Source organism: Streptomyces sp. PsTaAH-137, assembly GCF_003259365.1.
Taxonomy (GTDB): domain Bacteria; phylum Actinomycetota; class Actinomycetes; order Streptomycetales; family Streptomycetaceae; genus Streptomyces.
Map to the genome: position 1 here is coordinate 232,914 of NZ_QLLY01000005.1, position 22,090 is coordinate 255,003.

The 22,090-nt window shown below is 73.3% G+C and carries 16 protein-coding genes; 6 read left to right on the forward strand and 10 right to left on the reverse strand.

Features of this window, described 5'->3' with window-relative positions; all coding sequences use genetic code 11:
• Positions 1–52: 52 nt before the first annotated feature.
• From K377_RS12865 to K377_RS12875, 3 genes are all read right to left on the reverse strand, one after another.
• Positions 53–511 (reverse strand): MarR family winged helix-turn-helix transcriptional regulator, encoded by a 459-nt coding sequence (locus K377_RS12865; RefSeq protein WP_111663418.1) that lies wholly within the window; start codon positions 509–511, stop codon positions 53–55.
• An 89-nt stretch (positions 512–600) separates the two neighbouring features.
• Entirely contained in the window at positions 601–1,413 is an 813-nt protein-coding gene (locus K377_RS12870; protein ID WP_111663419.1) for a MerR family transcriptional regulator, read from the reverse strand.
• A 62-nt stretch (positions 1,414–1,475) separates the two neighbouring features.
• Positions 1,476–3,152, reverse strand: a complete 1,677-nt coding sequence (locus tag K377_RS12875; RefSeq protein WP_111663420.1) for a glycoside hydrolase family 13 protein — start codon at positions 3,150–3,152, stop codon at positions 1,476–1,478.
• 199 nt (positions 3,153–3,351) lie between these two features.
• Here K377_RS12875 and K377_RS12880 point away from each other — a divergent pair, with 199 nt between their 5' ends.
• Both K377_RS12880 and K377_RS12885 read left to right on the forward strand, forming a co-directional pair.
• A complete protein-coding gene (locus tag K377_RS12880; RefSeq protein ID WP_111663421.1) occupies positions 3,352–3,837 on the forward strand; it encodes an Lrp/AsnC family transcriptional regulator in 486 nt (161 codons plus the stop codon).
• A gap of 34 nt (positions 3,838–3,871) precedes the next feature.
• Positions 3,872–4,579 (forward strand): HAD family phosphatase, encoded by a 708-nt coding sequence (locus tag K377_RS12885; protein WP_111663422.1) that lies wholly within the window; start codon positions 3,872–3,874, stop codon positions 4,577–4,579.
• Here the strand turns inward: K377_RS12885 and K377_RS12890 are convergent.
• Both K377_RS12890 and K377_RS12895 read right to left on the reverse strand, forming a co-directional pair.
• Positions 4,527–6,182: an AMP-binding protein gene (locus tag K377_RS12890; protein WP_111663423.1), complete on the reverse strand. Its 1,656-nt coding sequence runs from the start codon at positions 6,180–6,182 to the stop codon at positions 4,527–4,529. The two genes, K377_RS12885 and K377_RS12890, sit on opposite strands and share 53 nt — an antisense overlap.
• 24 nt (positions 6,183–6,206) lie before the next feature.
• On the reverse strand, positions 6,207–6,851 hold the full coding sequence (locus K377_RS12895) for a TetR/AcrR family transcriptional regulator (RefSeq protein WP_111663424.1): 645 nt from the start codon (positions 6,849–6,851) through the stop codon (positions 6,207–6,209).
• A gap of 80 nt (positions 6,852–6,931) precedes the next feature.
• Here K377_RS12895 and K377_RS12900 point away from each other — a divergent pair, with 80 nt between their 5' ends.
• Complete coding sequence (locus K377_RS12900) at positions 6,932–10,054, forward strand: carboxyl transferase domain-containing protein (protein WP_111663425.1); 3,123 nt, start codon at positions 6,932–6,934, stop codon at positions 10,052–10,054.
• 46 nt (positions 10,055–10,100) lie between these two features.
• A complete protein-coding gene (locus K377_RS12905; RefSeq protein ID WP_111663426.1) occupies positions 10,101–11,087 on the forward strand; it encodes a Ppx/GppA family phosphatase in 987 nt (328 codons plus the stop codon).
• Positions 11,088–11,487: 400 nt separating this feature from the next.
• Here the strand turns inward: K377_RS12905 and K377_RS12910 are convergent, their stop codons facing one another.
• The 3 genes from K377_RS12910 to K377_RS12920 form a co-directional block, all read right to left on the reverse strand.
• Positions 11,488–12,534 carry an LLM class flavin-dependent oxidoreductase gene (locus K377_RS12910; protein ID WP_111663427.1) on the reverse strand — a complete coding sequence of 349 codons (1,047 nt, stop codon included), beginning with the start codon at positions 12,532–12,534 and terminating at the stop codon, positions 11,488–11,490.
• On the reverse strand, positions 12,534–13,055 hold the full coding sequence (locus K377_RS12915; RefSeq protein ID WP_111663428.1) for an SRPBCC family protein: 522 nt from the start codon (positions 13,053–13,055) through the stop codon (positions 12,534–12,536). Before K377_RS12915 ends, K377_RS12910 begins: the two co-directional genes overlap by 1 nt.
• Positions 13,056–13,157: 102 nt before the next feature.
• The gene (locus K377_RS12920; protein WP_111663429.1) at positions 13,158–13,655 is read right to left on the reverse strand and encodes a helix-turn-helix domain-containing protein; all 498 of its coding nucleotides are present in this window, start codon (positions 13,653–13,655) and stop codon (positions 13,158–13,160) included.
• 158 nt (positions 13,656–13,813) lie between these two features.
• Here K377_RS12920 and K377_RS12925 point away from each other — a divergent pair, with 158 nt between their 5' ends.
• Both K377_RS12925 and K377_RS12930 read left to right on the forward strand, forming a co-directional pair.
• Positions 13,814–14,671 (forward strand): MoxR family ATPase, encoded by an 858-nt coding sequence (locus K377_RS12925; protein ID WP_111663430.1) that lies wholly within the window; start codon positions 13,814–13,816, stop codon positions 14,669–14,671.
• A gap of 50 nt (positions 14,672–14,721) precedes the next feature.
• Positions 14,722–16,014, forward strand: a complete 1,293-nt coding sequence (locus tag K377_RS12930) for a VWA domain-containing protein (RefSeq protein ID WP_237551995.1) — start codon at positions 14,722–14,724, stop codon at positions 16,012–16,014.
• Positions 16,015–16,024: 10 nt separating this feature from the next.
• On the opposite strand, the gene K377_RS12935 is transcribed toward K377_RS12930, so the two are convergent.
• Together K377_RS12935 and K377_RS12940 are read right to left on the reverse strand one after the other, a co-directional pair.
• Positions 16,025–17,083, reverse strand: coding sequence for a CdaR family transcriptional regulator (locus tag K377_RS12935; RefSeq protein ID WP_111663432.1), 1,059 nt, complete (start codon positions 17,081–17,083; stop codon positions 16,025–16,027).
• 89 nt (positions 17,084–17,172) lie between these two features.
• Complete coding sequence (locus K377_RS12940) at positions 17,173–22,029, reverse strand: DNA repair ATPase (RefSeq protein WP_111663433.1); 4,857 nt, start codon at positions 22,027–22,029, stop codon at positions 17,173–17,175.
• Between the last annotated feature and the right edge of the window lie 61 nt (positions 22,030–22,090).

Consider the following 22,090-nt stretch of genomic DNA (forward strand, 5'->3'; position numbering starts at 1 on the left):
AAGCCGCCGGGGTCGCCGGTCCTGGCCCGGCGGATGCGCTCGGCTATACCGCTCACGCCTGCGCCACCTCGTCGAGGAGCCGCATGGCGGTGATCACCGCGCGCACCTGCTCCTCGGTGCCGTGCTCGTCCAGAGCACGGGCGAGCCAGACGCGGCGGGCCTCCCGGTCGTCCTGGCGCCGCTCCAGGCCGGGCCCGGTGAGCGTGACGAGCTGGCGGCGTCCGTCGTCGGGGTCGGGGTGCCGTGCGACGAGTCCGGCCTCCTCCAGGGCGATCACGGTCTTGGCCATGGACTGCGGCCGCACCCCCTCGACCGCGGCGAGCTCGCTCGCGGAGGAGGGTCCGATCTTGTCGAGGCGGGCCAGGACGGACGCCTGCGCCGGAGAGAGGTCACTGCCTCCCTCCACGTCCCCGATCAGGGACTGGAGCTTGCGACGGAGCCGTCCGACCACGACCCACACCTCGGCGGCCGCCTGCACGGCGGCCTCGGAGGGTTCTTCCTTCTCGGTCATGCCTCCACCGTAAATCGACAGCCCAGACTGTGCAACTCAGGCTGCGCAGTCCGGGCTGTCTAATTACGTGAAGTGCTTTCGACGGGGTGCTATCGCAGCGGCTCCTGGAGTTCGGTCACCCACGCGTCGCGGTCGGCCGGGCACTCCAGGTTGATCTCCCGCGGGTAGCCGGCCGAGCGGTGGCCGTGGGCGTCGATCCAGTGGGCGAGGTTCTGCACCGCGGGCAGCACGGCTTCCATCGCGCCACGGTGCACGAGGGTCGCGGCGCGCTCCACGGGCGGCAGGTCGAGGATGCGCAGACCGTCGTCCTCGCGGGGCGCGGCGGACACCTCGACGCCCGCGTGGACGACGATGCCGCCGCCGGGCGCGTCCTCATAGCGGGCGATGCCGGGTCCGGTCGGCCGGATTCCGGCCGCGTCGAGCCGGCGGAACAGTTCGTCGTACAGCGGCTGGATCACGGCGCTGATGCTGGGCGGCTCGAAGTCGGTTGCCACGGCGGTGAGTTCGGCCACGCGTACCCGGGGCAGGTGCTTGACGACGACGTCTTCGGTGGACATGTGTCCCTCGCTCTCGATGGACCGGAGCCGCGCCTCCACCTGGGTCAGCCGGGCCGCGGCCGCCGCCATCTCCGCCTCCAGGTCGGCGCGGCGCAGCCGCAGCATGGCGCGCAGTTCCCCGGCGTCGACCTTCTCGTCGAGGATCTCCCCGACCTGCTGAAGGGTGAGGCCGAGGTCTTTCAGCGCGATGATGCGGTTGAGCCGGGCCAGCTGGGCGGCGGAGTAGTGGCGGTAGCCGGTGGCAGGGTCGACCCGGGCCGGGCGCAGCAGTCCCAGTGCGTCGTAGTGGCGCAGCATGCGGACCGAGACGCGGCCGTGGCGGGCGAAGTCTCCGATGGTGAACATGATGGCTCCACTCCACTGGCTCACACGGTGTCAGGGTCAAGGCGCGGTGTGCGCCGGTGGGCTCAGTCCGTCTTCCACCAGACCGTGCAGTCGGCGGGCAGTTCGATCGTGCCGTCGTCGACGGTGACCGGGCCGGAGGCGAGCAGCACGGTGCCGGGCGCGGGGATACGCACGGCGGCACCGGTGGTGTTGACGGTGCAGGCGAACCCGGGACGCTCGAAGTGCAGCACCCCAACGGGCGCGTCCTCCCGCCACGTCACCTCGGAGCCCGCGCCGAGCCCGGCCTGCTCGCGCCGCACGGTCAGCGCCGTCCGGTACAGCTCCAGCGTGGAGCCCTTCTGCCCGGTCTGCGCCTCCACGCTCAGCTCGCCCCAGCTGTCGGGCTGCGGCAGCCAGCTGCCACCTTCCCCGAAGCCGTACGAGGTTCCGGTCCGCGTCCACGGGATCGGCACCCGGCAGCCGTCGCGGAAGCCGTCCTGGCCCTGGGCACGGAAGAAGGACGGGTCCTGGCGGACCTCGTCGGGCAGGTCCGTGACGTCCGGCAAGCCCAGTTCCTCGCCCTGGTAGATGTACGCGGACCCCGGCAGCGCCAGCATCAGCAGCGTGGCCGCGCGGGCCCGCCGCAGCCCCAGCTCCCGATCGCCCGGCGTCCTGATCTGCGTACCCAGACCCGGCGGATTCGCGTACCGCGTCGCGTGCCGCGTCACGTCGTGGTTCGACAGCACCCAGGTGGTGGGAGCACCGACGGACCGCATCGCGTCGAGGGAGCGGTCGATGGTGGCGCGCAGTTCGTCCGCGTCCCAATACGTGCTGAGATACTGGAAGTTGAAGGCCTGGTGAAGTTCGTCGGGCCGGACGTAGTTGGCCGTGCGCTCGACGGTCGGCGTCCACGCCTCCGCGACGAAGATCCGCTCGCCGTCGTACTCGTCCAGGACCGTGCGCCAGGAACGGTAGATCGCGTGCACACCGTCCTGGTCGAAGAACGGCATGACATCGTTGCCCAGCAGCTTCAACTGGTCGCCGCCACCGCCGAGATCCGGCAGTCCCTCCTCCTTCACCAGGCCGTGCGCCACGTCGATCCGGAAGCCGTCGACGCCCATGTCGAGCCAGAACCTGAGGATCGACCGGAACTCGTCCGCGACCGCCGGGTGCTCCCAGTTGAAGTCCGGCTGCTCCGGCGCGAACAGATGCAGATACCACTCCCCGTCCGCAAGCCGCGTCCACGCCGGGCCGCCGAAGACGGACTCCCAGTCGTTCGGCGGCAGTTCACCACTCTCACCCTTGCCCGCACGGAAGTGATAGCGCTCCCGCAGCGGCGAACCCGGCCCCTCCGCGACCGCCCGCTTGAACCACTCGTGCTGGTCCGAGGAATGGTTCGGCACCAGGTCCACGATGATCCGCTGACCCAGCGCGTGCGCGTCCCGGATCACCGCATCGGCATCGAGCAAAGTCCCGTACATCGGATCGACGGCCCGGTAGTCCGCGACGTCGTAACCACCGTCCGCCTGCGGCGACGCATAGAACGGCGACAGCCAGACCGCGTCCACACCGAGGTCCTTCAGGTACGGCAGACGGCGCCGGATGCCCTCCAGGTCACCCGTGCCGTCGGCGTCACTGTCGGCGAAACTGCGCGGATACACCTGGTAGATCACCGCGTCCCGCCACCAGTCGGCGGCCTCGCGAGTCGGGACGGCGGACGGCAGGGACACGGACGACGGGTCCGTGGAGTGCTGATTCATCCGGACAAGGTAGAAGACGGCGGACGCCGAAGAGCGGTGAACGCGCGGGCACCCCGTGATCCCGCGGGAGGGCGGCACGCGGCCATTGGCCCGCCCCTACAGTCAAGCCCCGGCCACACGGCGGTGGAAAGGTGCGGTGCACCGGCCATTGGTACAGTCGGCCTTGATCGTCCGGACCGCCCGAAGGAGCTCGCCGCCGATGGCCGTGGACCAGCTCGACACCCGTATCCTGCGGCTCCTCCTGGAGCAGCCGCGCACCAGCGTCCGGGAGTACGCCCGGATCCTCGGGGTGGCCCGCGGCACCCTCCAGGCCCGGCTGGACCGGCTGGAGCGGGACGGTGTGATCACGGGCGCCGCCCCGGCCCTCTCCCCCGCCGCGCTCGGCCACCCGGTGCTCGCCTTCGTGCACATCGAGGTGACCCAGGGCCACCTGGCCGATGTCGCCGACGGCCTGGCCGGTGTCCCGGAGATCATCGAGGCGCACTCGATCACCGGCGGCGGCGACCTCCTGGCCCGGGTCGCCGCCCGGGACGCCGCGCACCTGGAGGACGTCGTGCAGCAGCTCAACCGGCTGCCCGGCGTGGTCCGCACCCGCACCGAGGTGGCGCTGCGCGAGCGGGTCCCGTACCGGCTGCTGCCGCTGGTCGAGGCGGTCGGCAGGGCGGCGGCAGCGGACCGCAGGTGATCGGCCGGGACCGCTTTCCTGCATGCTGGAAGGTATGAACGACCTCATCCGCCCCCTCGGTGGCACCGCCGTCGTCTTCGACCTCGACGGCACGCTCGTCGACAGCGAGCCCAACTACTACCGGGCGACCCTCGGCACCCTGGCCCGCTACGGCATCACCGACTACACATGGGCGGACAACGAGGCGTACGTCGGCATCTCCACCCTGGAGACGATCGGCCTGTGGAAGCGGCGGTACGGCATCGAGGCGCCCGCGTCCGAGATGCTCGACGACCTCAACGCCCGCTATCTCGACCTCGCCCGCGCCGACACCCATGTCTTCCCGCAGATGCGGCTGTTCGTGGAGCGGCTGCACGCGGCCGGCGCGCCCATGATCGTGGCGTCGGGTTCGTCGCCCGAGGCCATCGAGGCGATCCTCACCGGCACCGGTCTCGGCGCGCAGCTGTCGCGCTACGTCTCGGCGGACGAGGTGCCGCACGGCAAGCCCGCGCCCGACGTGTTCCTGGAGGCGGCCCGCCGCCTGGACGTGGCTCCCGCGTGCTGCGTCGTCCTGGAGGACGCGGCGCCGGGCGCCCGCGCCGCGCACGCGGCGGGCATGCGCTGCATCGCGCTGCCGTACGTGGCGGCGCAGGCGGACGATCCGGCGTTCACCGCTGCGGACCTGCTCTTCAAGGGCGGTCAGGAGGAGTTCACGGCGCGGGCCGCGTACGACTGGCTCGAGCGGTCAGCTCCGTCTTCCTGATCTTTCCGGTGGGCGTGAGCGGCAGCTCGGCGACGACCTCGACGACGGCCGGGACCTTGTACGTGGCCATCGTCGCGGCCGCCCATTCCCGCAGTTCGCCGCCGGTGAGCGGGGAGCCGGGGGCGGTGCGCACGAACGCGTAGGGGCGCTCCCCGCTCGCGTCGTCGGGTACGGCGACGACCGCGGCGGCCAGCACGTCGGGGTGGTGCGCGAGCAGCGTCTCGACCTCGGTGGGGAAGACGCTCATGCCCTTCACCTTGATCATGTCCTTGTCGCGGCCGAGGTAGTGCAGGGCGCCCTCCTCGTCGAGGGCGCCGATGTCGCCGGTGTGCAGCCAGCCGTCGCGCAGCGCGCTCTCGGTGGCCTCGGGGGCGCGCCAGTAGCGGGTGAGCACGGACGGGCCGCGTACGACGATCTCGCCGCGTTCGCCGAGCGGCAGCGGGGTGCCGGTGGCGAAGTCGACGACCATGAAGTCCGTGCCGGGGACGGGCAGTCCGCAGAAGACGGGGTCGCTCAGCAGGTCGTGGTCGGCGTCCTGGAAGCCGAGGGTGTTGGTGTCGCTGGTGTGCGTCTCCGTCATGCCGTACGAGGCCTCGCGCAGGACGCTGCGCGCGCCGACGGCCGCCTTCCAGCGGGCGCGCAGCGCCGGGGTGAGCTTGCGGATGAAGGAGACGGTGAGCGGGGCGGTGAGGGTGCTCAGGTCGCGGCGGGCGAGGTCGGGGTGGTCCAGGAGTTCCAGGTAGTTCTCGACGGTGCCGGCCATCGTGGTCGCGCCGTGCGTCTCGATGGCGCGCAGCACCTCGCCGGCGTCCCAGCGGGCGAGGAGGACGCTGGTGCCGCCGGAGACGAGCGGGGCGAGGATGCCGAGGTTCTCGCCCGCGATCCAGAAGACGGGCAGGAAGCAGACGGAGACGATGCCGCGCTCCTGCTCCGCGGCGTCGGGCATCCGGCCGTTGTCGATGGCGGTGGCCGTGTAGACCATGTGCCGCTGGGTGTGCTCGCAGCCCTTGGGCAGACCGGTGGTACCGCCGGTGTAGTTGAGGGCGGCGAGCGCGTCGAGGTCGTCGGCGATCGGCTCGTGGCGCGGGTGGGCCGTCGCGGCGGGCCAGTCGGCGTCGGCGAGCACGGTCCGTACGGGCGTCTCGTGCCGCACCTCGTCGAGGACCGGCACCAGCGCGTCCTGGGTGACGATCACCTCGGGCCCCGCGTCGCGGAGTTCGTGGCGCAGCTCGGCCGCGCGGAACATCGGGTTCACCGGTACGTGCACGGCGCCCAGCCGCAGCACGGCGAGCAGGGCGACGACGAACCGGGCGCCGTTGGGCAGGAAGACGCCGACGCGGTCGCCCGGCCGCACCCCTCGCGCGGTCAGCCAGCCCGCCAACCGGGCGGCGCGGTCGTCGAGTTCACGGTACGAGAGGGTCTCGTCGGCGGCGACGAGCGCGGGCCGCTCGGGCCGGAGCACGGCCCAGCGGGCGACATGGGCGGGCAGGGTCAGCTCGCCCGCGGGATGGACGGTGGCGGCGGGCTGGCGCCCCTGGCGCGCCTTCGCCTGGCGGGCCCGGAGGTCGTCGAGGTACGCGTCGGTCGGTATGCCGGTGGACAAGGTGCGGCTCCCTGCTGTCGTTCGCTACTGCCGGTCGGGGGCTCCGATACCGAGGAGGTGCCGGTACATGGTGGTGACGTCGCGGACCGCCGCGTCGTACGAGGCCGGGCGCGCCGCCACCGTGCGGGCGAACTCCACGCTCATGCCGCCGACGGCACGGGAGAGGGTGAGCGGGTCGACGACCGGACGGGCCCGTCCCTCGGCCGCGACCCGGCGCACATAGCGGGCGGCGCGGCGCACCGGCCGTTCTCGGATCTCCTCCCACAGCGCCCGCACCTCGTCGTCGCCGCGCGCCTGCTGCTCCAGGAGGACGAGGAGCGGCAGATGGCGGGCGTAGGCGGCGATGAACGCGGCCGTCGACGCCTCGGCGACCGCCGCCACGTCGTCCGTGTCGACGCCCGGCACGTCCTGCGCGGCGAGGAACGCGTCCCGCACCCGCCGCGCGAGCACCCGGAACACCTCGTCCTTCGACGCGAAGTACACGTAGAAGCCGGCCCGTGACACCTCGGCCTCCGCGGTGATGTCGGCGATGGTCGCGGGCCCGTACCCGAGCCGCCCGAACACCGCCTCCGCCGCGTCGAGGAGCCGGCCGCGGGCCGGTGCGTCCGTGCGGTCGCGGGCGGTGCGGGTCGCCCATTCCTGCGCTGCCTGCCGTCTGCGTGCTGCCACAGCGCCAGAGTATTGACGTTGACGTCAGTGTCAATGAGCATGACGGAACCCGTCCACGCCGCTTCCTTCCGGAGGGTCCCATGGGGTCTGCCGCTGTACTCGTCGCCAACCGGGGCGAGATCGCCGTCCGGGTGCTGCGCGCCGCCGCCGATCTCGGGCTGCGCGCGGTCGCCGTGCACGAGCCGGGGGACGACGCACATGTGCGGCGCGCGGACGAGGTGGTGGCGCTGCCCGCGGGCGGCTATCTGGACGCGGCGGAGCTGGTGGCCGCGGCCCGCCGGTCGGGCTGCGGGTATCTGCATCCGGGGTACGGGTTCCTGAGCGAGTCGGCGGAGCTGGCCCGGCGGTGTGGCGAGGCGGGCATCGTGTTCGTCGGGCCGTCGCCCCAGGCGCTGGAGCTGTTCGGGGACAAGGCGCGGGCCCGGGCGCTGGCCGTCGGGGCCGGGGTGCCGGTGCTGCCGGGCACGGACGGCGCGGCGACCCTGGAGCAGGCGCGGGCCCTGCTCGCGGACGGGCCGGTGATGGTGAAGGCGGTGGGCGGGGGCGGCGGCCGCGGGATGCGGGTCGTGCGGACCGTGGAGGAGCTTCCCGACGCCTGGGAGCGCTGCCGTTCGGAGGCCCGGCAGGGCTTCGGGCGGGACGAGTTGTACGCGGAGCGGCTGTGGGAGGGGGCCCGCCACATCGAGGTGCAGATCGTGGCGGACGGCGCGGGCGCGGTGGGGCATCTGTGGGAGCGGGACTGCAGCGCGCAGCGCCGCCATCAGAAGCTGGTGGAGATCGCTCCGGCGCCCGCGCTCGATCCGGCGCTGCGGGACCGGCTCCTGGACGCCGCGCTCGGCCTGGCCCGCGCCGCCCGCTATCAAGGGCTCGGCACGGTCGAATTCCTCGTCCAGGGCGAGGAGTTCGTGTTCATGGAGGCCAATCCGCGGCTCCAGGTGGAGCACACGGTGACGGAGGAGGTGACGGGGGTCGATCTCGTCGCGGCGCAGTTGCGCATCGCCGCGGGCGACACCCTCGCCGCTCTCGGGCTCGATGTGCCGCCGCCGGTCCGCGGGTTCGCGGTGCAGGTGCGGGTGAACGCGGAGGTGGCCGAGGCGGACGGCTCGGTGCGGGCGTCGGCCGGCCGGATCACCCGCTACGACGTGCCGACGGGCCCTGGGATCCGGGTCGACACGGCCGCGCGCACCGGCACGGAGATCGGGGCGCGCTACGACTCGCTGCTCGCGAAGGTCGTCGCGCACGCCCCGCGGGGCGGTTTCGAGGCCGCGTGCGCTCGGGCCGGGCGGGCTCTCGACGAGTTCGTGGTGGAGGGCGTACGGACCTCGATTCCCGTACTGGCCAACCTCCTTGAGCACCCGGGGTTCACCGCGGGCGGTGTCGACACGGGCTTCGTGCAGCGCCATCTGCCCGAGCTGGTGCCCGCCGGCCCGCCGCCGGACACGGGTGTCGCGGAGCCGGGCACGACCACGGCGCCGATGAGCGGCACGGTCACCTCCATCGAGGTGGAGCCGGGTCAACTCGTCACGGACGGAACGGTGTTGCTGGTCCTGGAAGCGATGAAGATGGAACACGTCGTGCGCGCGGAGCGGTCCGGGGTCGTCCGGGCCGTGCGGGCGGAGGTCGGGGACACCGTCACGGAGGGCGCCGAACTGGTGCTCCTGGACGTAACGGAGGACGGGCCCGGGCAGCGGGAGGCGGCGGCCGACCTCGACCCCGACGCGATCCGGCCCGACCTCGCGCAGGCGCGGGCGCGGCACGCGTTCGGGCTCGACGAGAACCGGCCCGAGGCCGTCGCCAAGCGGCACGCGACCGGGCGGCGCACCGCCCGCGAGAACATCGAGGAGCTGTGCGACCCGGGCTCGTTCACCGAGTTCGGGGCGCTCGCCGTGGCGGCCCAGCGGCAGCGCCGGCCGCTGGAGGAGCTGATCCGCACGACGCCCGCCGACGGCATGGTCACCGGCACCGCCCGGATCGGCGGCACGGCCGCCGTCGTCATGTCGTACGACTACACGGTGCTCGCCGGGACCCAGGGCCACAACAACCACCGCAAGACCGACCGGATGCTCCAGATCGCCGAGGAGCGCGGGCTGCCCGTCGTGCTGTTCGCGGAGGGCGGGGGCGGGCGGCCCGGCGACACCGACACCACCGTCGTGGCGGGTCTGAACGTGCCGACGTTCCAGCGGATGGCGCGGCTCAGCGGCCGGGTGCCGCTGATCGGTATCGCGTCGGGCCGCTGCTTCGCGGGCAACGCGGCGCTGCTCGGCTGCTGCGACGTGGTGATCGCGACGCCGGAGGCGAACATCGGCATGGGCGGCCCCGCCATGATCGAGGGCGGCGGGCTCGGGGTGTACCGGCCGGAGGAGATCGGGCCGCTGTCGGTGCAGGTGCCGAACGGCGTGGTGGACCTGCCGGTCGCCGACGAGGCGGAGGCGGTGCGCGCGGCCCGCGCCTATCTCTCGTACGTCCAGGGCGCCCAGGTCGACTGGGAGGCACCGGACCAGCGGATGCTGCGGCATGCCGTACCCGAGAACCGGCGGCGCGCCTACGACATCCGGGCCGCGATCGACGGGCTCGCCGACACGGGGTCCGTCCTCGAACTGCGGCGCGGGTTCGGTGCCGGGATCATCACGGCGCTGGTGCGCGTCGAGGGCCGGCCGCTCGGGCTGATCGCCAACAACCCGGCCCACCTCGGCGGGGCGATCGACCGGGACGCCGCCGACAAGGCCGCGCGGTTCCTGCGCCAGTGCGAGGCGTCCGGGCTGCCGGTGCTCTCGCTCTGCGACACCCCGGGGTTCATGGTCGGCCCGGACGCCGAACGCACGGCGACGGTACGGCAGTTCGCGGACCTCTTCGTCGCGGGCGCGCGGCTCACGGTGCCGCTGGTCTGCCTCGTGCTGCGCAAGGCGTACGGGCTCGGCGCCATGGCCATGATGGGCGGTTCGACCCAGGCGCCGGTCGCCACGGCGGCCTGGCCGAGCGGGGAGTTCGGCGGCATGGGACTGGAGGGCGCGGTGCGGCTCGGCTACCGGCGGGAGCTGGCCGCCATCGCCGACCCGGCCGAGCGGGAGCGGGCCTTCGAGGCGCGCGTCGCCGAGCTGTACGAGCACGGCAGGGCGGTGAACGCGGCCGCCGCGCTGGAGATCGACACGGTCATCGACCCCGAGCGGTCCCGGAGTTGGCTTCTTTCCGCTCTCGACACCTGAGCACCCCGGCTATCATCTGCGCCGGAAGAGGGGGGCTTCGACGATCATGCGAATCAGTGTGGTGGATGTCGGTTCGAACACGGTGCGGCTGGCCATCGCGGACGCCAGGGACGGGGCTCCGCTGCCGGTGCACACGGCCAAGCGGCGGCTGCGGCTGTCCGAGGAGGTCGACGGTGACCGGCGGCTCAGGCCGCGTGCCGTGCGGCGCATCGTGGACGCGGTCGCGGAGGCGTGCGCGGAGGCCGAGCGGTGGGGCAGCGACGAGCCGTTCGTGTTCGCCACGGCCATCGTCCGCGACGCGCCCAACCGGGACGAGATCCTGGACGCCGTCGAGCAGGGCGCCGGGGTACGGGTCCGGGTGCTGCCCGGCGAGGTGGAGGCCGAGCTGACCTTCCTCGCGGCGCGGCGCTGGATGGGCTGGCGCGCGGGTCCGCTCGGGGTGCTCGACATCGGGGGCGGTTCCCTCGAAGTCGCCTTCGGCCGGGGGCGGCTGCCGGACTTCGCGGTGTCGCTGCCGCTCGGGGCGCGGCGGCTGACCCGTGAGCATCTGCACGATGCCGAGGTGCCCGGCGAGGAGGAGTTGCGGGCGCTGCGGCGCCATGTGCGGCATCAGCTCCGGGATGTCGCGGCCCGGATCCGCTGGGAAGGGCCCATCACGGCCGCCGCCACGTCGCGGACGTTCACTCAGCTGGCCCGTCTGTGCGGGGCCCCTCCGGGGAGGCATGGGCCCTTTGTGCGGCGGGAGTTGTATCGGGACTCCCTGCGCGGGGCGGTGACCGATCTCGCCTCGCTGCCCGTGGCGCGGCGCGCCGAGCTGCCGGGTATCTCGGCGCCTCGGGCCGCTCAGGCGCTGGCCGGGGCGCTTGTGGGGCATACCGCGATGAAGCTGATGGGGATTCGCCGGCTCACGATCTGCCCGTGGGCGATCCGGGAGGGGATTCTGTTGCGGCGCATCGAGGGGGACAGCGCGTGGTGGGCCGATCCCGGGGCGCCCACGGCGCCCCGAGTCCTCCGGGTAGCCGGCCAACGCTGATCCGCCCGCCTGCCGCGTACCCCGGGTCGTTCGTCGAGCGCGGCCCGGTGGCCGCTTCCCGCGCAGTTCCCCGCGCCCCTGGGTCGTTTCTTCGAGCGCGCCACCGTCGTGGCTGGTCGCGCAGTTCCCCGCGCCCCTGGGTCGTTCTTCGGGCGCGGCCCGGTGGCCGCTTCTCGCGCAGTTCCCCGCGCCCCTGAGATGCGCACTTCGTGCGCCATCTCATCAAAGAGGCGCGCCGCCGCTGCCCCCTATCGGGAGGCGCGCGGAGCGCAGCCTCAAGGGGAGGCTGCGCGAAGCGCCTGCCTCAGGGGCGCGGGGAACTGCGCGAGAAGCCCCACCGGCCGTCAGCCGATGACGAAACGCATGTCTTCAGGGGCGCGGGGAACTGCGCGAACGGCGGTCAACCCACCTCGTGGACCAGGGCAATGGCGCGGCCCAGCGTGTCGAGGCGGGCGGTCAGCGAGTCGCCCGCCGGGTACAGGCGCACGGTGTCCACCCCGGCGTCCCGCCACACCTTCAAACGGGCCCGCACCATCTCCTCCGTGCCGATGAGCGTCGTCGCCAGCACCATGTCGTCGGTGATCAAGGCGGCGGCGCCGTCACGGTCCCCGGCCTGCCATCGGTCACGCACCAGCGCCGCGACCTCCCCCCACCCCTGCCTGCTGTACGCCTGGTTGTAGAAGTTGGTCGAGGCGGAGCCCATGCCGCCGAGGCTGAAGGCGAGTTCCTTCTTGCGGCTCGCGACGATGGCCCGCAGGGATTCCTCGTCCTCGGCGAAGTCGACCTCGGCGCCCTGGCAGATGTCCAGGTCGGCACGGGAGCGCCCCGCGAGGGCAAGCCCGGCGTCCAGGTGGTCGAAGTAGGCCTCCTTGGCGCCCTCGGGAACAAAACTCGTCCCCAGCCACCCGTCCGCCACCTCCCCGGTCAGCCGCAGCATCTTCGGCGACAACGTGGCCAGGTAGATGGGGATTTCGTGCTCGGCCCGCATCGAGAGGCGCATCGGCCGGGCATCCCCGCCCGGCAGCGGAAGCGTGAACTCCCGGCCGTCGTAGGCGATCTTCTCCCCGCTCGCCGCAAGCCGCACGATCTCGACCGTCTCCCGCATCCGGGCCAGCGGCCGTGCGAACGGCACCCCGTGCAGTCCCTCGATGACCTGCGGCCCCGACGGGCCGAGGCCGAGCAGGAAACGGCCCTCGGAGAGGTTCGACAGGGTGATCGCCGCCCGCGCGATGGCGGCCGGGGTGCGGGTGGCGAGCTGGATGATGCCGGAGCCGAGCAGCATGCGCTCGGTACGGGCCGCCAAGTAGCCCAGCGGGGACGGCGCTTCGGAGCCCCACGCCTCGGCGACCCAGCAGATGTCCATGCCGAGCTTCTCGGCCTCGGTCACGAAGTCGACCGTCTCGCGCCAGTTCCCGCCGGACGCCTCGATCGTCGTAGAGGTACGCATCAGCGGGTCCCGGCCCCCTCGGCGAGGGACTTGAGCCCGTCGAGCGTGGCAGCCATGGCGCGCTCCAGCTCGTTGAGCCGCACGTGGACGATCTTCTGCTCCTTGTCGGGCATCCGGTCGATCGCGTACGAGAGTCCGGAGCGGCCGGGGCCGAGCTGGACCCACTGGGTCAGGCCCGTGGACCCGTCGTCCTGCGCGTCGAGCGTGAAGCGCCAGACGGCGCTGGGGAGTTCGGGGTCGGACACGGCCCAGGCGAACACCCGGCAGGGCGCGCACTCGACGACGTACGACGTGGTCTCCCAGTCGCCGAAGGACGGGTGCCGGTTGCGGCCGAGGAACCGCGCGCCGGCCTCGGGTCCGCCCGCCTCCGCCAGCCACTCGGTGGCCTGCAGCTCGTCGCTCAGGCGTGGCATGAGGCCGATGTCCGTGACCAGCTCCCACACCCGCTCCGGCGGTGCCGCGATCCCGCGCCGCACCTCGACCGTCGGGGTGTCCGCGTAGCGCGCACCCGTCCACTCCATGGTGACCACCTCTCTCGGTTCTGACCTTGAGAGTTTCGTAGATGGACTCACTCCGTCAAGAGAACTGCGTGAAGAGGAACGGGCCGGTCGGCCGCGGGTCGTTCAGCGGGTGAAGCGGGCCGCGATGTCCGGGCGCTTGGCCAGTCGCTCCGGGTAGCCGGGGCCCATGCGGGGGCGGGTGTCGGCGGCCGTCATCGGCTCGCCGCAGCCGCCGCACACCACCGCGGCCTCCGCGACCTGCCCGCACCGGTCGTGCTCGAAGACGACGGGCGCCCCCTCCTCGCCGGACAGCCAGCGGTTGCCCCACGCGTTCATGGCGGCGAGGACTCCGAAGAAGTCGCGGCCCTTGTCGGTGAGGACGTAGTCGTGGCGGACCGGCGCCGTCTCGTAGGCCCGCTTCTCCATCAGCCCTTCGTCGACCAGGCGGCGCAGACGCTCGGCGAGGGTGGTGCGGGCGATGCCGAGTTCCTGCTGGAAGACGTCGAAGCGCGTGATCCCGTAGAAGGCCTCGCGCAGCACGAGCGGCGTCCACCAGTCGCCCAGGAGGTCCATGGTGCGGGCGATGGAGCAGGGCCAGTCGGCAAAGGAAGTGCGCCTCATGGGGTCAGGATACGGACGGTTCGCCGAGTCGGTCCTTGTTCAAGACTCAGGAGGCGGTGCGGGACGTGACGTTCGCCATGAAGCGTCCCGGGTCATTGTGGAGCGCTGAACGAACTGATCAGCTGGCAGTCCGCGACGCACCCGTTCTGGAGGCCCTGTTGTTCACGTCCGTGGACGATGTCACCGCTCGTCTGGCCGGGACCGGCTATCTGGCCTCCCCCGCGGTGGCGACCACCGTCTTCCTCGCCGCGAAGCTCGGCAAGCCGCTCCTCGTGGAGGGCCCGGCCGGCGTCGGCAAGACGGAGCTGGCGAAGGCGGTCGCCGCGATCAGCGACGCGCGCCTGATCCGGCTCCAGTGCTACGAGGGCGTCGACGAGTCCCGCGCCCTGTACGAGTGGAACCACGCCAAGCAGCTGCTGCGGATCACCGCCGGGCGCGACGAGACCTGGGACCGGACGCGGACGGACATCTTCAGCGAGGAGTTCCTGCTGTCGCGCCCGCTGCTCACGGCGATCCGCGGCGACGACGCCAAGGTCCTCCTCATCGACGAGATGGACAAGGCGGACGTCGAGGTCGAGGGGCTGCTGCTCGAAGTGCTCTCCGACTTCCAGGTGACGGTGCCTGAGCTGGGCACGATCGAGGCGACGCGCCGCCCGTTCGTGGTCCTCACCTCGAACGCGTCGCGTGAGCTGTCCGAGGCGCTGCGCCGCCGCTGTCTGTTCCTGCACATCGGGTTCCCCGAGGAGGAGCTGGAACGGCGGATCGTCGCGCTGAAGGTGCCCGAGCTGGACGCGGTGCTCGCCGAGTCGCTGGTCCGGGTCGTGGGGGCGCTGCGCGCGATGGACCTGCGCAAGGTGCCCTCGGTCGCGGAGACGGTCGACTGGGCGCGCACCCTGCTGGCGCTCGGCGCGGACCGGCTCGACGAGGAGGTCGTACGGGCTTCGCTCGGCGTCGTCCTCAAGCACCAGGAGGATGTGCGGACAGCGGCGGCCAAGCTCGATCTGGACGCCGTGTGAGCACCGCGGACCGCGTCACCGCCCTCGTCCGGGCGCTGCGCGCGCACGGGATGCGGATCGGCACCGGCGAGAGCGTGGACGCCGCCCGCGCCGTCGCCGCGCTCGGTCTGACCGACCGGGAGCACGTGCGCGAGGGGCTCGCCGCGGCGCTGCTGCACGACCAGGGGCAGCGCGCCGTGTTCGACCCGGTCTTCGACCTGTACTTCCCGCGCACGGTCGGGGCGCCGGACGGGCCGTCGGGGCCCGCCGACCGGGACGAGCTGCGCGCCCGGCTCGCCGAGGCGCTGGCCACGAACGACCGGGCCGCGCTCGACGCCCTCGCGGCGGAGGCCGTGGACGGCTTCGGGGGCTACGACGGCGGCTCGGGCTTCTCCTCGCAGCAGGCCCTGGACCGGCTGCGTCCGCAGACGCTGCTCGCGCAGCTCATGGCGGGGATCCGGGCCGGCGGCGGGCAGTCGGGGGCGTTCACCGACCGCATCGAGGCCGACGAGATCCGGCGCCGCATCGAGGAGTTCCGCGCCCGGGTGCGCGACGAGGCGCGGCGCCGGGTCGCCGAGGTCCGCGACCGGGACGAGGTCGCCCGCCGGATGCCCGTGCAGACCCCGGACCGCACGCTGTTCCTGTACGCGGGCAAGGACCAGCTCGCCGAGCTGCGCAGGACCGTGCACCCGCTGGCCCGCAAGCTGGCCACCCGGCTCGCGGCCCGGAGACGACGCGCGTCCCGCGGCCACATCGATCTGCGCCGCACGCTGCGCGGCTCGCTGTCGACCGGCGGTGTGCCGATGAACCCGGTGCTGCGCAGACGGCGCCCGGCGCGTCCCGAACTCGTGCTGCTGTGCGACGTGTCCGGTTCGGTCGCGGGCTTCGCGAACTTCACGATGCTGCTGGTGCAGGCGCTGCACGACCAGTTCAGCAAGATCCGGGTGTTCGCCTTCGTCAACCGCATGGACGAGGTGACCGACCTGATCGCGGACGGCGCCGCCGACCCGGAGGGGCTGAGCGGGCGGATCACGGCGGAGGCGACGCTGACCGGCTGGCACGGCAGCAGCGACTACGGCACGGCGCTGGGCGAGTTCGTGGAGCGCTACGGCGCCGCGGTCGGCCCGCGCACCTCCGTGTTCGTCCTCGGCGACGCCCGCAACAACCAGCAGGATCCGAACCTCCCGGCGCTGCGCCGGATCGTCCGCTCCGCCCGCCGCACCTACTGGCTCAACCCGGAGTCGCGCGCCCAGTGGGACACCGGGGACTCGGCGGCCGGGGTGTACGGCGACGTCGTCGAGATGTACGAGTGCCGCAACGCACGCCAGTTGAGCGCGCTGGTGGGCCGGCTGCTGCCGGTCTAGCGGGCGCCGCTCACAACGGGCGGCCCGGCCAGTCGAGCAGCCGTGCCCCGATCACCGCGGTCTGGAGCGTGTAGCGGGAGACCGGGTCGGTGGCGTCGGCGCCGGTCAGTTTGTGGATGCGAGCCAGCCGGTACGTGAGCGCGCGCACGCTCAGTTTCAGCCGCCGGGCCGCTTCGGCGGCCACGCAGCCGGAGTCGAAGTAGGCGGTGAGGGTGTCGATGAGCGGCTGGGCTCCCCCGCGGGCGCTCTGGAGCGGCCCGAGCGTGGTCTGCACGAGGTCCGCCATGGCCTGCCGGTCGCGGGTGAGCACCGGATAGACGAGCAGGTCGGCAGAGCGCAGCACCGGCTCGTCGAACTCCAGGCGCTGGGCTAGTTCGAGGGTGCTGAGGGCTTCCTCATAGGACTGGACGACGCCGCCGGGGCCCGGCTGGGGGCGGCCGATCGCGACGTGGCCGCCGTCGGTGGCGGCGTACGCCTGCTTGGCGAAGAAGCTGAGGATCTCGTCCTGGTCTCCGGGGGCGACGCAGACGAGGCGGCCGTCCTTGGTGGTGAGGAGGATGTCCCGGTCGCCGAACCGGCCGATCATCGCCTGTTCCACCCCGCGCGCCACGGCGTCGCCCTCGTCGTACGCGAACTCGCCCTCGGCGACGGCGACCGCGTGCTCGTTGGCGAGCCGGAGGCCGAACCGTTCGGCGCGCTGGGCCAGTTGGCCCATGTCGCTGCGGCCGTAGAGGAGGTCGTCGATGAACTCGCGGCGGGCGGCCTCCTCCTGTCGCATGGCCTGGCGCTGAGCACGCTCGTAGCCCTCGGCGAAGGCGTCGACGGCCTGTTCGACGGCGGCCATCACGCTGTCCGGGGCGACGGCTCCGGCCGGCCAGCCGACGCGTGCGCCGGCGAGGTGTGCGGCGATGAGGGCGCGCAGCCCGTATCCGGCGTCGGCGGCCTGTTCGCCGAGTGCGCGGCGGGTGTCGAGTTCGTCGCGGGTGAGACGGCGGCCGGTCGCGGAGGCGTCGGCGAGCAGCGCGGCGTACCCGTCCAGGTAGTGGTCGGGTATGTCGTGATCGGCCATGGGCGCCCTCACTGTCGTGCTCTGTCGGCTCCGCCTTATTAACGCATCGTCGGCGGAGACGATCAGCGAGGGGCCCATGGTTCGCCGGTTCACGGCTGCTGTTCCTGACGTGGCAGGGGGCCGGCGGCCCGGGTGATGGCGGACTCGACGGCCGCGACCCGGTCGGCGAGCAGGCCGAGGGCGGCGACGGCGCGGACGACGGGGTCGTCGCCGTCGGCGCCGCCGAGGGACCGGGTGCGGACGTGGGCGGCTTTCAACTCGGCCCAGCGGTCTGCCTCTTCATCGCTCATCCGGCCGCGCAGCTCGGCCAGCTTGAGCAGGTTCGCCTCGGCGCCGGAGGTGAGGGTCTGGGCCTCGCCGGTGTAGTGGTCGTCGAGGACGGCGGAGAGTTCCGCGGCGTTCATGGCGGGGTCGATCCGGGCGGCGATCTTGTTCATGTTGCGGTACGAGCCCTGGAGCAGGAAGGGCGGTTCGGTACGGGCGTCGTCGGACTGGGCGGCCGAGGCGATGTAGGCGGCGTTGACGGCGAGGACCGTGTCGCGGGCCGTGCGCAGATGGCGCAGGACGGTGACGATCCGCTCGGTCTCGGCCGGGGCGTAGGGGTGGGTGAGCCGGTCGGCGCGGGCCGTGGGGTCGTCCGCGGCGAGCCGCAGCAGGAGGTCGAGGTCGGCGCGGTCGCGGCCGGCGAGCGGGGCGAGGTGCGGGTTGGCGGTGAGCGCGTTCTCGACGAAGCTCAGCGCGAACGCCTCCTCCTTGCCGCTGAGGACGTCGCCGAGGTTCCACACGTCGGCGCGGTTGGCCAGCATGTCGGGGATGCGGAAGCGGTGGCCCGACTCGGTGTACGGGTTGCCGGCCATGCACACCGCGAACCTTTTGCCGCGCAGGTCGTGGCTGCGGGGCTCGCCGTTCCACACGCCGTCCATGCGGCGCTGCCCGTCGCACAGGGCGATGAACTTCTGCAGCAGTTCGGGCGAGGTGTGCTGGATGTCGTCGAGGTAGAGCAGGACGTTGTTGCCCGCCTCCAGGGCGAAGTTGACCTTCTCGATCTCCTGGCGGGCGGTGACGTTCGGGGCCTCGGCCGGGTCGAGGGAGGTGACGTCGTGACCCAGGGCCGGTCCGTCGACCTTGACGAGGAGCATGCCGAGCCGGTCGGCGACGTACTCGACGAGGGTCGTCTTGCCGTAGCCGGGCGGCGAGATCAGCAGCAACAGGCCGCCCGCCGTGCCGAGTTGCTTGGCGAGGCTGTCGCCGATGAGCGGCAGGTACACCTCGTCGACGAGGCGGCTGCGGACGAAGGTGGGCAGGACGCGCGGCCGGTGGTCGGCGAGCCGCAGCCGGTCGTGTTCGGCGGCGACCAGCGAGGTCCGCAGCCGCTGGTAGGCACGGAAGCCGGGGACGGTGTGCTCGCGGAAGTCGCGGGTGCGGGCGAGGAGTTCGTCGAGGCGGAAGGTGAGGCGCCGCCCGTCGATCCGCGGGTGGGTGCCGAGCAGCCCTTCGACGGTGGCGGCCAGCGGTGCGTCGGCGTCGTGGCGCGGCAGGTCCGGGCAGAGTTCGAGGGCGACGGCCTCGGGCAGTTCACCGGCGTCGTCGCCGACGGCGGTCGCGTACGCGGTCAGCCAGGCCTCGACGAGGGAGCGGCGCGCGCCGAGGTCACCGACGGCGGCGAGGTCGTCCTCGTACGCCGAACTGTCGACGGCGCGGCGGAACTTGTCGAGGAAGGTGCGGGCGCCGGTGGCGGTGACGAAGCCCTCGGGGCCGGTGGTGAGCTCCTCGAAGAGGTAGGCGGCGACGTGCCCGGCTTCCTCGGCGGCGGGCCCGATGCGCTCGGCGACCTCGGCGCACCAGTCGTCGATGGCGGGCGCGAGGCCGAACGTGTCGCGGGCGCGGGCCAGCGACACGGCGCGTCGGGTCCACTGACCGCGCTGGGTCTCGGTCGTGGCGTGTGCCCAGAACAGCTGGGCGGCGGCGCGGACGGCCGGGGTGTGGCGGAGCAGTCCGGCGCCGGTGTGCAGGGTCAGCAGCACGGTGAGGATCGCGGTGGCGTCGTGGTCGTGGACGCCGCGTTCGTAGCCCTCGTCGTACGCCTCCTCGGCCGCCGCGCGGACCAGGGCGGGCAGGTCGGCGGCGGCGAGGAGGTCCTCGGCGCCGCGCTCGGCGAGGAGGCGGGCGGCGAGGTGTTCGGCGCGGTAGACGTAGGCATTCTCGGAGGCCAGTGACTGGCCCCAGTGGGCGCGGAGTCCGGCGAAGTCCGGGTCGTCGACGGGGGCGCGGTAGTCGGTGCCGGTGAGCGCGTAGGCCATGCCGTCGTCGCCGTGCGGGACGAGGGCGAGTTCGGGCAGCCGGGTGTTGACCGCGATGCGGTGCCGGCCGAGCCGGAGCGCGGTGCCGCCGTCGGCGTACAGCTCGGTGCGGTCGCGCAGGGCGCGCAGGGCGTCCTGGCGGGCGACGGCGAGCCGGCCGTCGAGTTCGTCGGCGCGGACCTGGTCCTCGCGCTCGCGCAGCGCCTCGACGGTGCGGCGGACCTTGGCGACCATCGGGTCGGAGGCCAGGAACGTGCTGATCTCGTCGAGGGAGCCGAGGTCGGACAGGCGCCGGGCGACGGTCTCCAGGATGCGCTGTGCGGAGGTGGCGAGGCGTTCGGTGTGCCGGGCGCGGTCGTCGGCGAGGGTCTGCTTGCGGGCGGCGAACGCCTCGTGGATCTCGACGCGCCGGGCGTCGAGGTCGGCGAGGAACTCGTCGCTGTCCGCGAAGCGTCCCTCCAGTTTCTCCAGGCGCAGCAGCAGGCGGGCGAGCTGGTCGTCGCAGGCCTCGGGGGTCGTGGCGGCGGCCAGGGCCCCGGTGACGGCCTGGCCGAGCAGCGAGAACTCGGCGGCGAACTCGGCCCGCCCCTCGTGGACGGCGAGTTCGCGGCGGCGGGCGTCGAGGGTGGCGCGGGCCCGGTTGACCCCGGCGAGGGCCTCGGCGATGCGCTCCAGGACGTCGGCGCGTACGGTCGCGTCGTCGATGTCGAGGCCGCCGACGACGTCGGTGACGGTCTGCAACTGCTCGGCGAGTTCGGCGACGCGCTCGGCGAGCGGTGCGGCCTCGGCGGTGGTGGCGAGCTGTGCGGCCTGCTCGGTGAGCTGGTCGAGGTCGGCGTGGTGGGCGGCGAGGGCGTCGGGCCTGGCGAGGAAGGCGACGGCGCGGGCGCCCGCCGAGGCGAGGTCGGCGGCGAGCTGCTCGGCGAGGGAGTCGATGCGCTCGACGTCGGCGTAGCGCAGGTCCTTGAGGGTGAGCAGGTGGCCCTGGGCGCGGCGCAGCTCGGTGAGCCGCTCGACCCATTCGTGGGCGCTGCGGGGTGCCTCGCCCCGGATCCGCCGGACCAGGGTGGCGAGGTGGGCGGCGGTCTCGTCGAAGGCGTCGGCGGCCTGCTGGGTGAGGGCGCGCACGGTCTCGTACTCGGTGACGATCCGGGCGGCTGTGGACCGCAACTCGTCAACTGGCTTGCGGAGTTCGCCGGTGTCGGCGAGCCAGGGGAAGGTGTCGGTGACGCGTTCGCAGGCGGCGGCCAGGGCTTCGTAGGCGGTGGCCGCCGGGGTGGCCGCGGCCTCCTGGACGGTGTGGACGAGGGAGAGGCAGTCGGCGATGCCGCGCACCAGGTCGGCGTTGCCGATGCGGGCCAGTTCGGGGTCGCCGGAGCCTGCGGCGGTCTCGTGGGTGTCGGCGGTGAAGGGGGTCGCCCAGCTCTGCACGGCGTGGGTCCGGCCGGGTTCGGTGCCCGCGGTGTCGCGCAGCAGCACGAGGGTGCCGTCGTCGAAGAGGGCGTGGCCGCGGCCGGTGAGCGGGGTGGCGATCTCCTTGCGGATGAGGTGGTAGGGCAGCAGCAGGGTGCGGCCTGCCGCGCGGGCCCGGAAGACGTAGAGGACGTCCTCGCCGCCGGGGGCGCGGACGGTGCGCTCGTAGGCGAGGCCGGTGGTGTCGACGGCGTCGAAGGTCTTGTGGGCGCCGGTGGCCAGGCAGTAGCCGCCGGGGAAGACGACGCCCTGCTCGTCGGGGAGGACCCGGCAGGCCTGGCCGATACCGTCAAGGCGGACGACGGCCTTGGTGAGGGTGTTGAAGACGAGGTGGCGGTCGGCCGCCTCCTTGTAGGGGCGCACGCGCAGCAGGATCAGCGGGCCGACGCGGGCGTGCGCGACGGCGGCGTCGGCGAGCGACTGGAGCGGTTCGTCGACGGGTTCGGCGTGGATGCCCGCGCCGGTCTCGGTGTCGTCCTCGGTCTTGACGGTGAGGCTGCCGCCGACCGTGGAGACGTACACCTCGCCGCCGGGGATCGCGATGTGCGGGTGGCGGCCGAGGACGTGGTCCTCGCGGGTCGTCGGCTGCCAGGTGATGTCGTGGGCGGCGGGCCGTACGTCGTCGCGGTCGCCGCGCGCGTCGAGGAAGCGGGCGCCGCCGCGGCCGTCGAGCTCCCAGCGCAGGACCCGGATGTCGTCGGCCTTGTCGCCGGTCTGGAAGACGGCGAGCAACTTGCCGTCGACGAGCCGGAGTTCGAGGAGGCGGCCGTCGCGGTAGTAGCGGAAGAGGCCGGCGAACTCGGTGCGGAACGCCGGGTCGTCGAGCAGTCCGGGCACGGCGTCGTCGGGCAGCCTCGCCAGGTCGCCGTCGGGGGCGTGCAGGGCGAAGATGTCGCCGACGCCGGGCGGCTCGGTGCCGAGCACGTCGCGCAGGCCGACGAGGAGGACACCGCCGACGGCGACGACGTCGCGGGCCAGTCGCGGCGCCTCGGTGCGGAGGTTACCGCTGCCGGTGAGCCTCAGCTCCGTGGAGCCGAACGCGGCGCCGCGCCGGTCGTTCAACGCCCCTGCGCGGGTCGCGAGTTCGCGAGCCTGCGCGGCGAGCCGGTCGCGCAGTACTTCGTACGTGCCCGCGTCGGGGCCGTCGGCCGTCCGGGCCGTGCCGGTCTCCATGCGTGGCGTCCTTTCCTGCGTCCTGCACGTTCGGGCAGAGATGTGGTGCGGCCGGAACCGC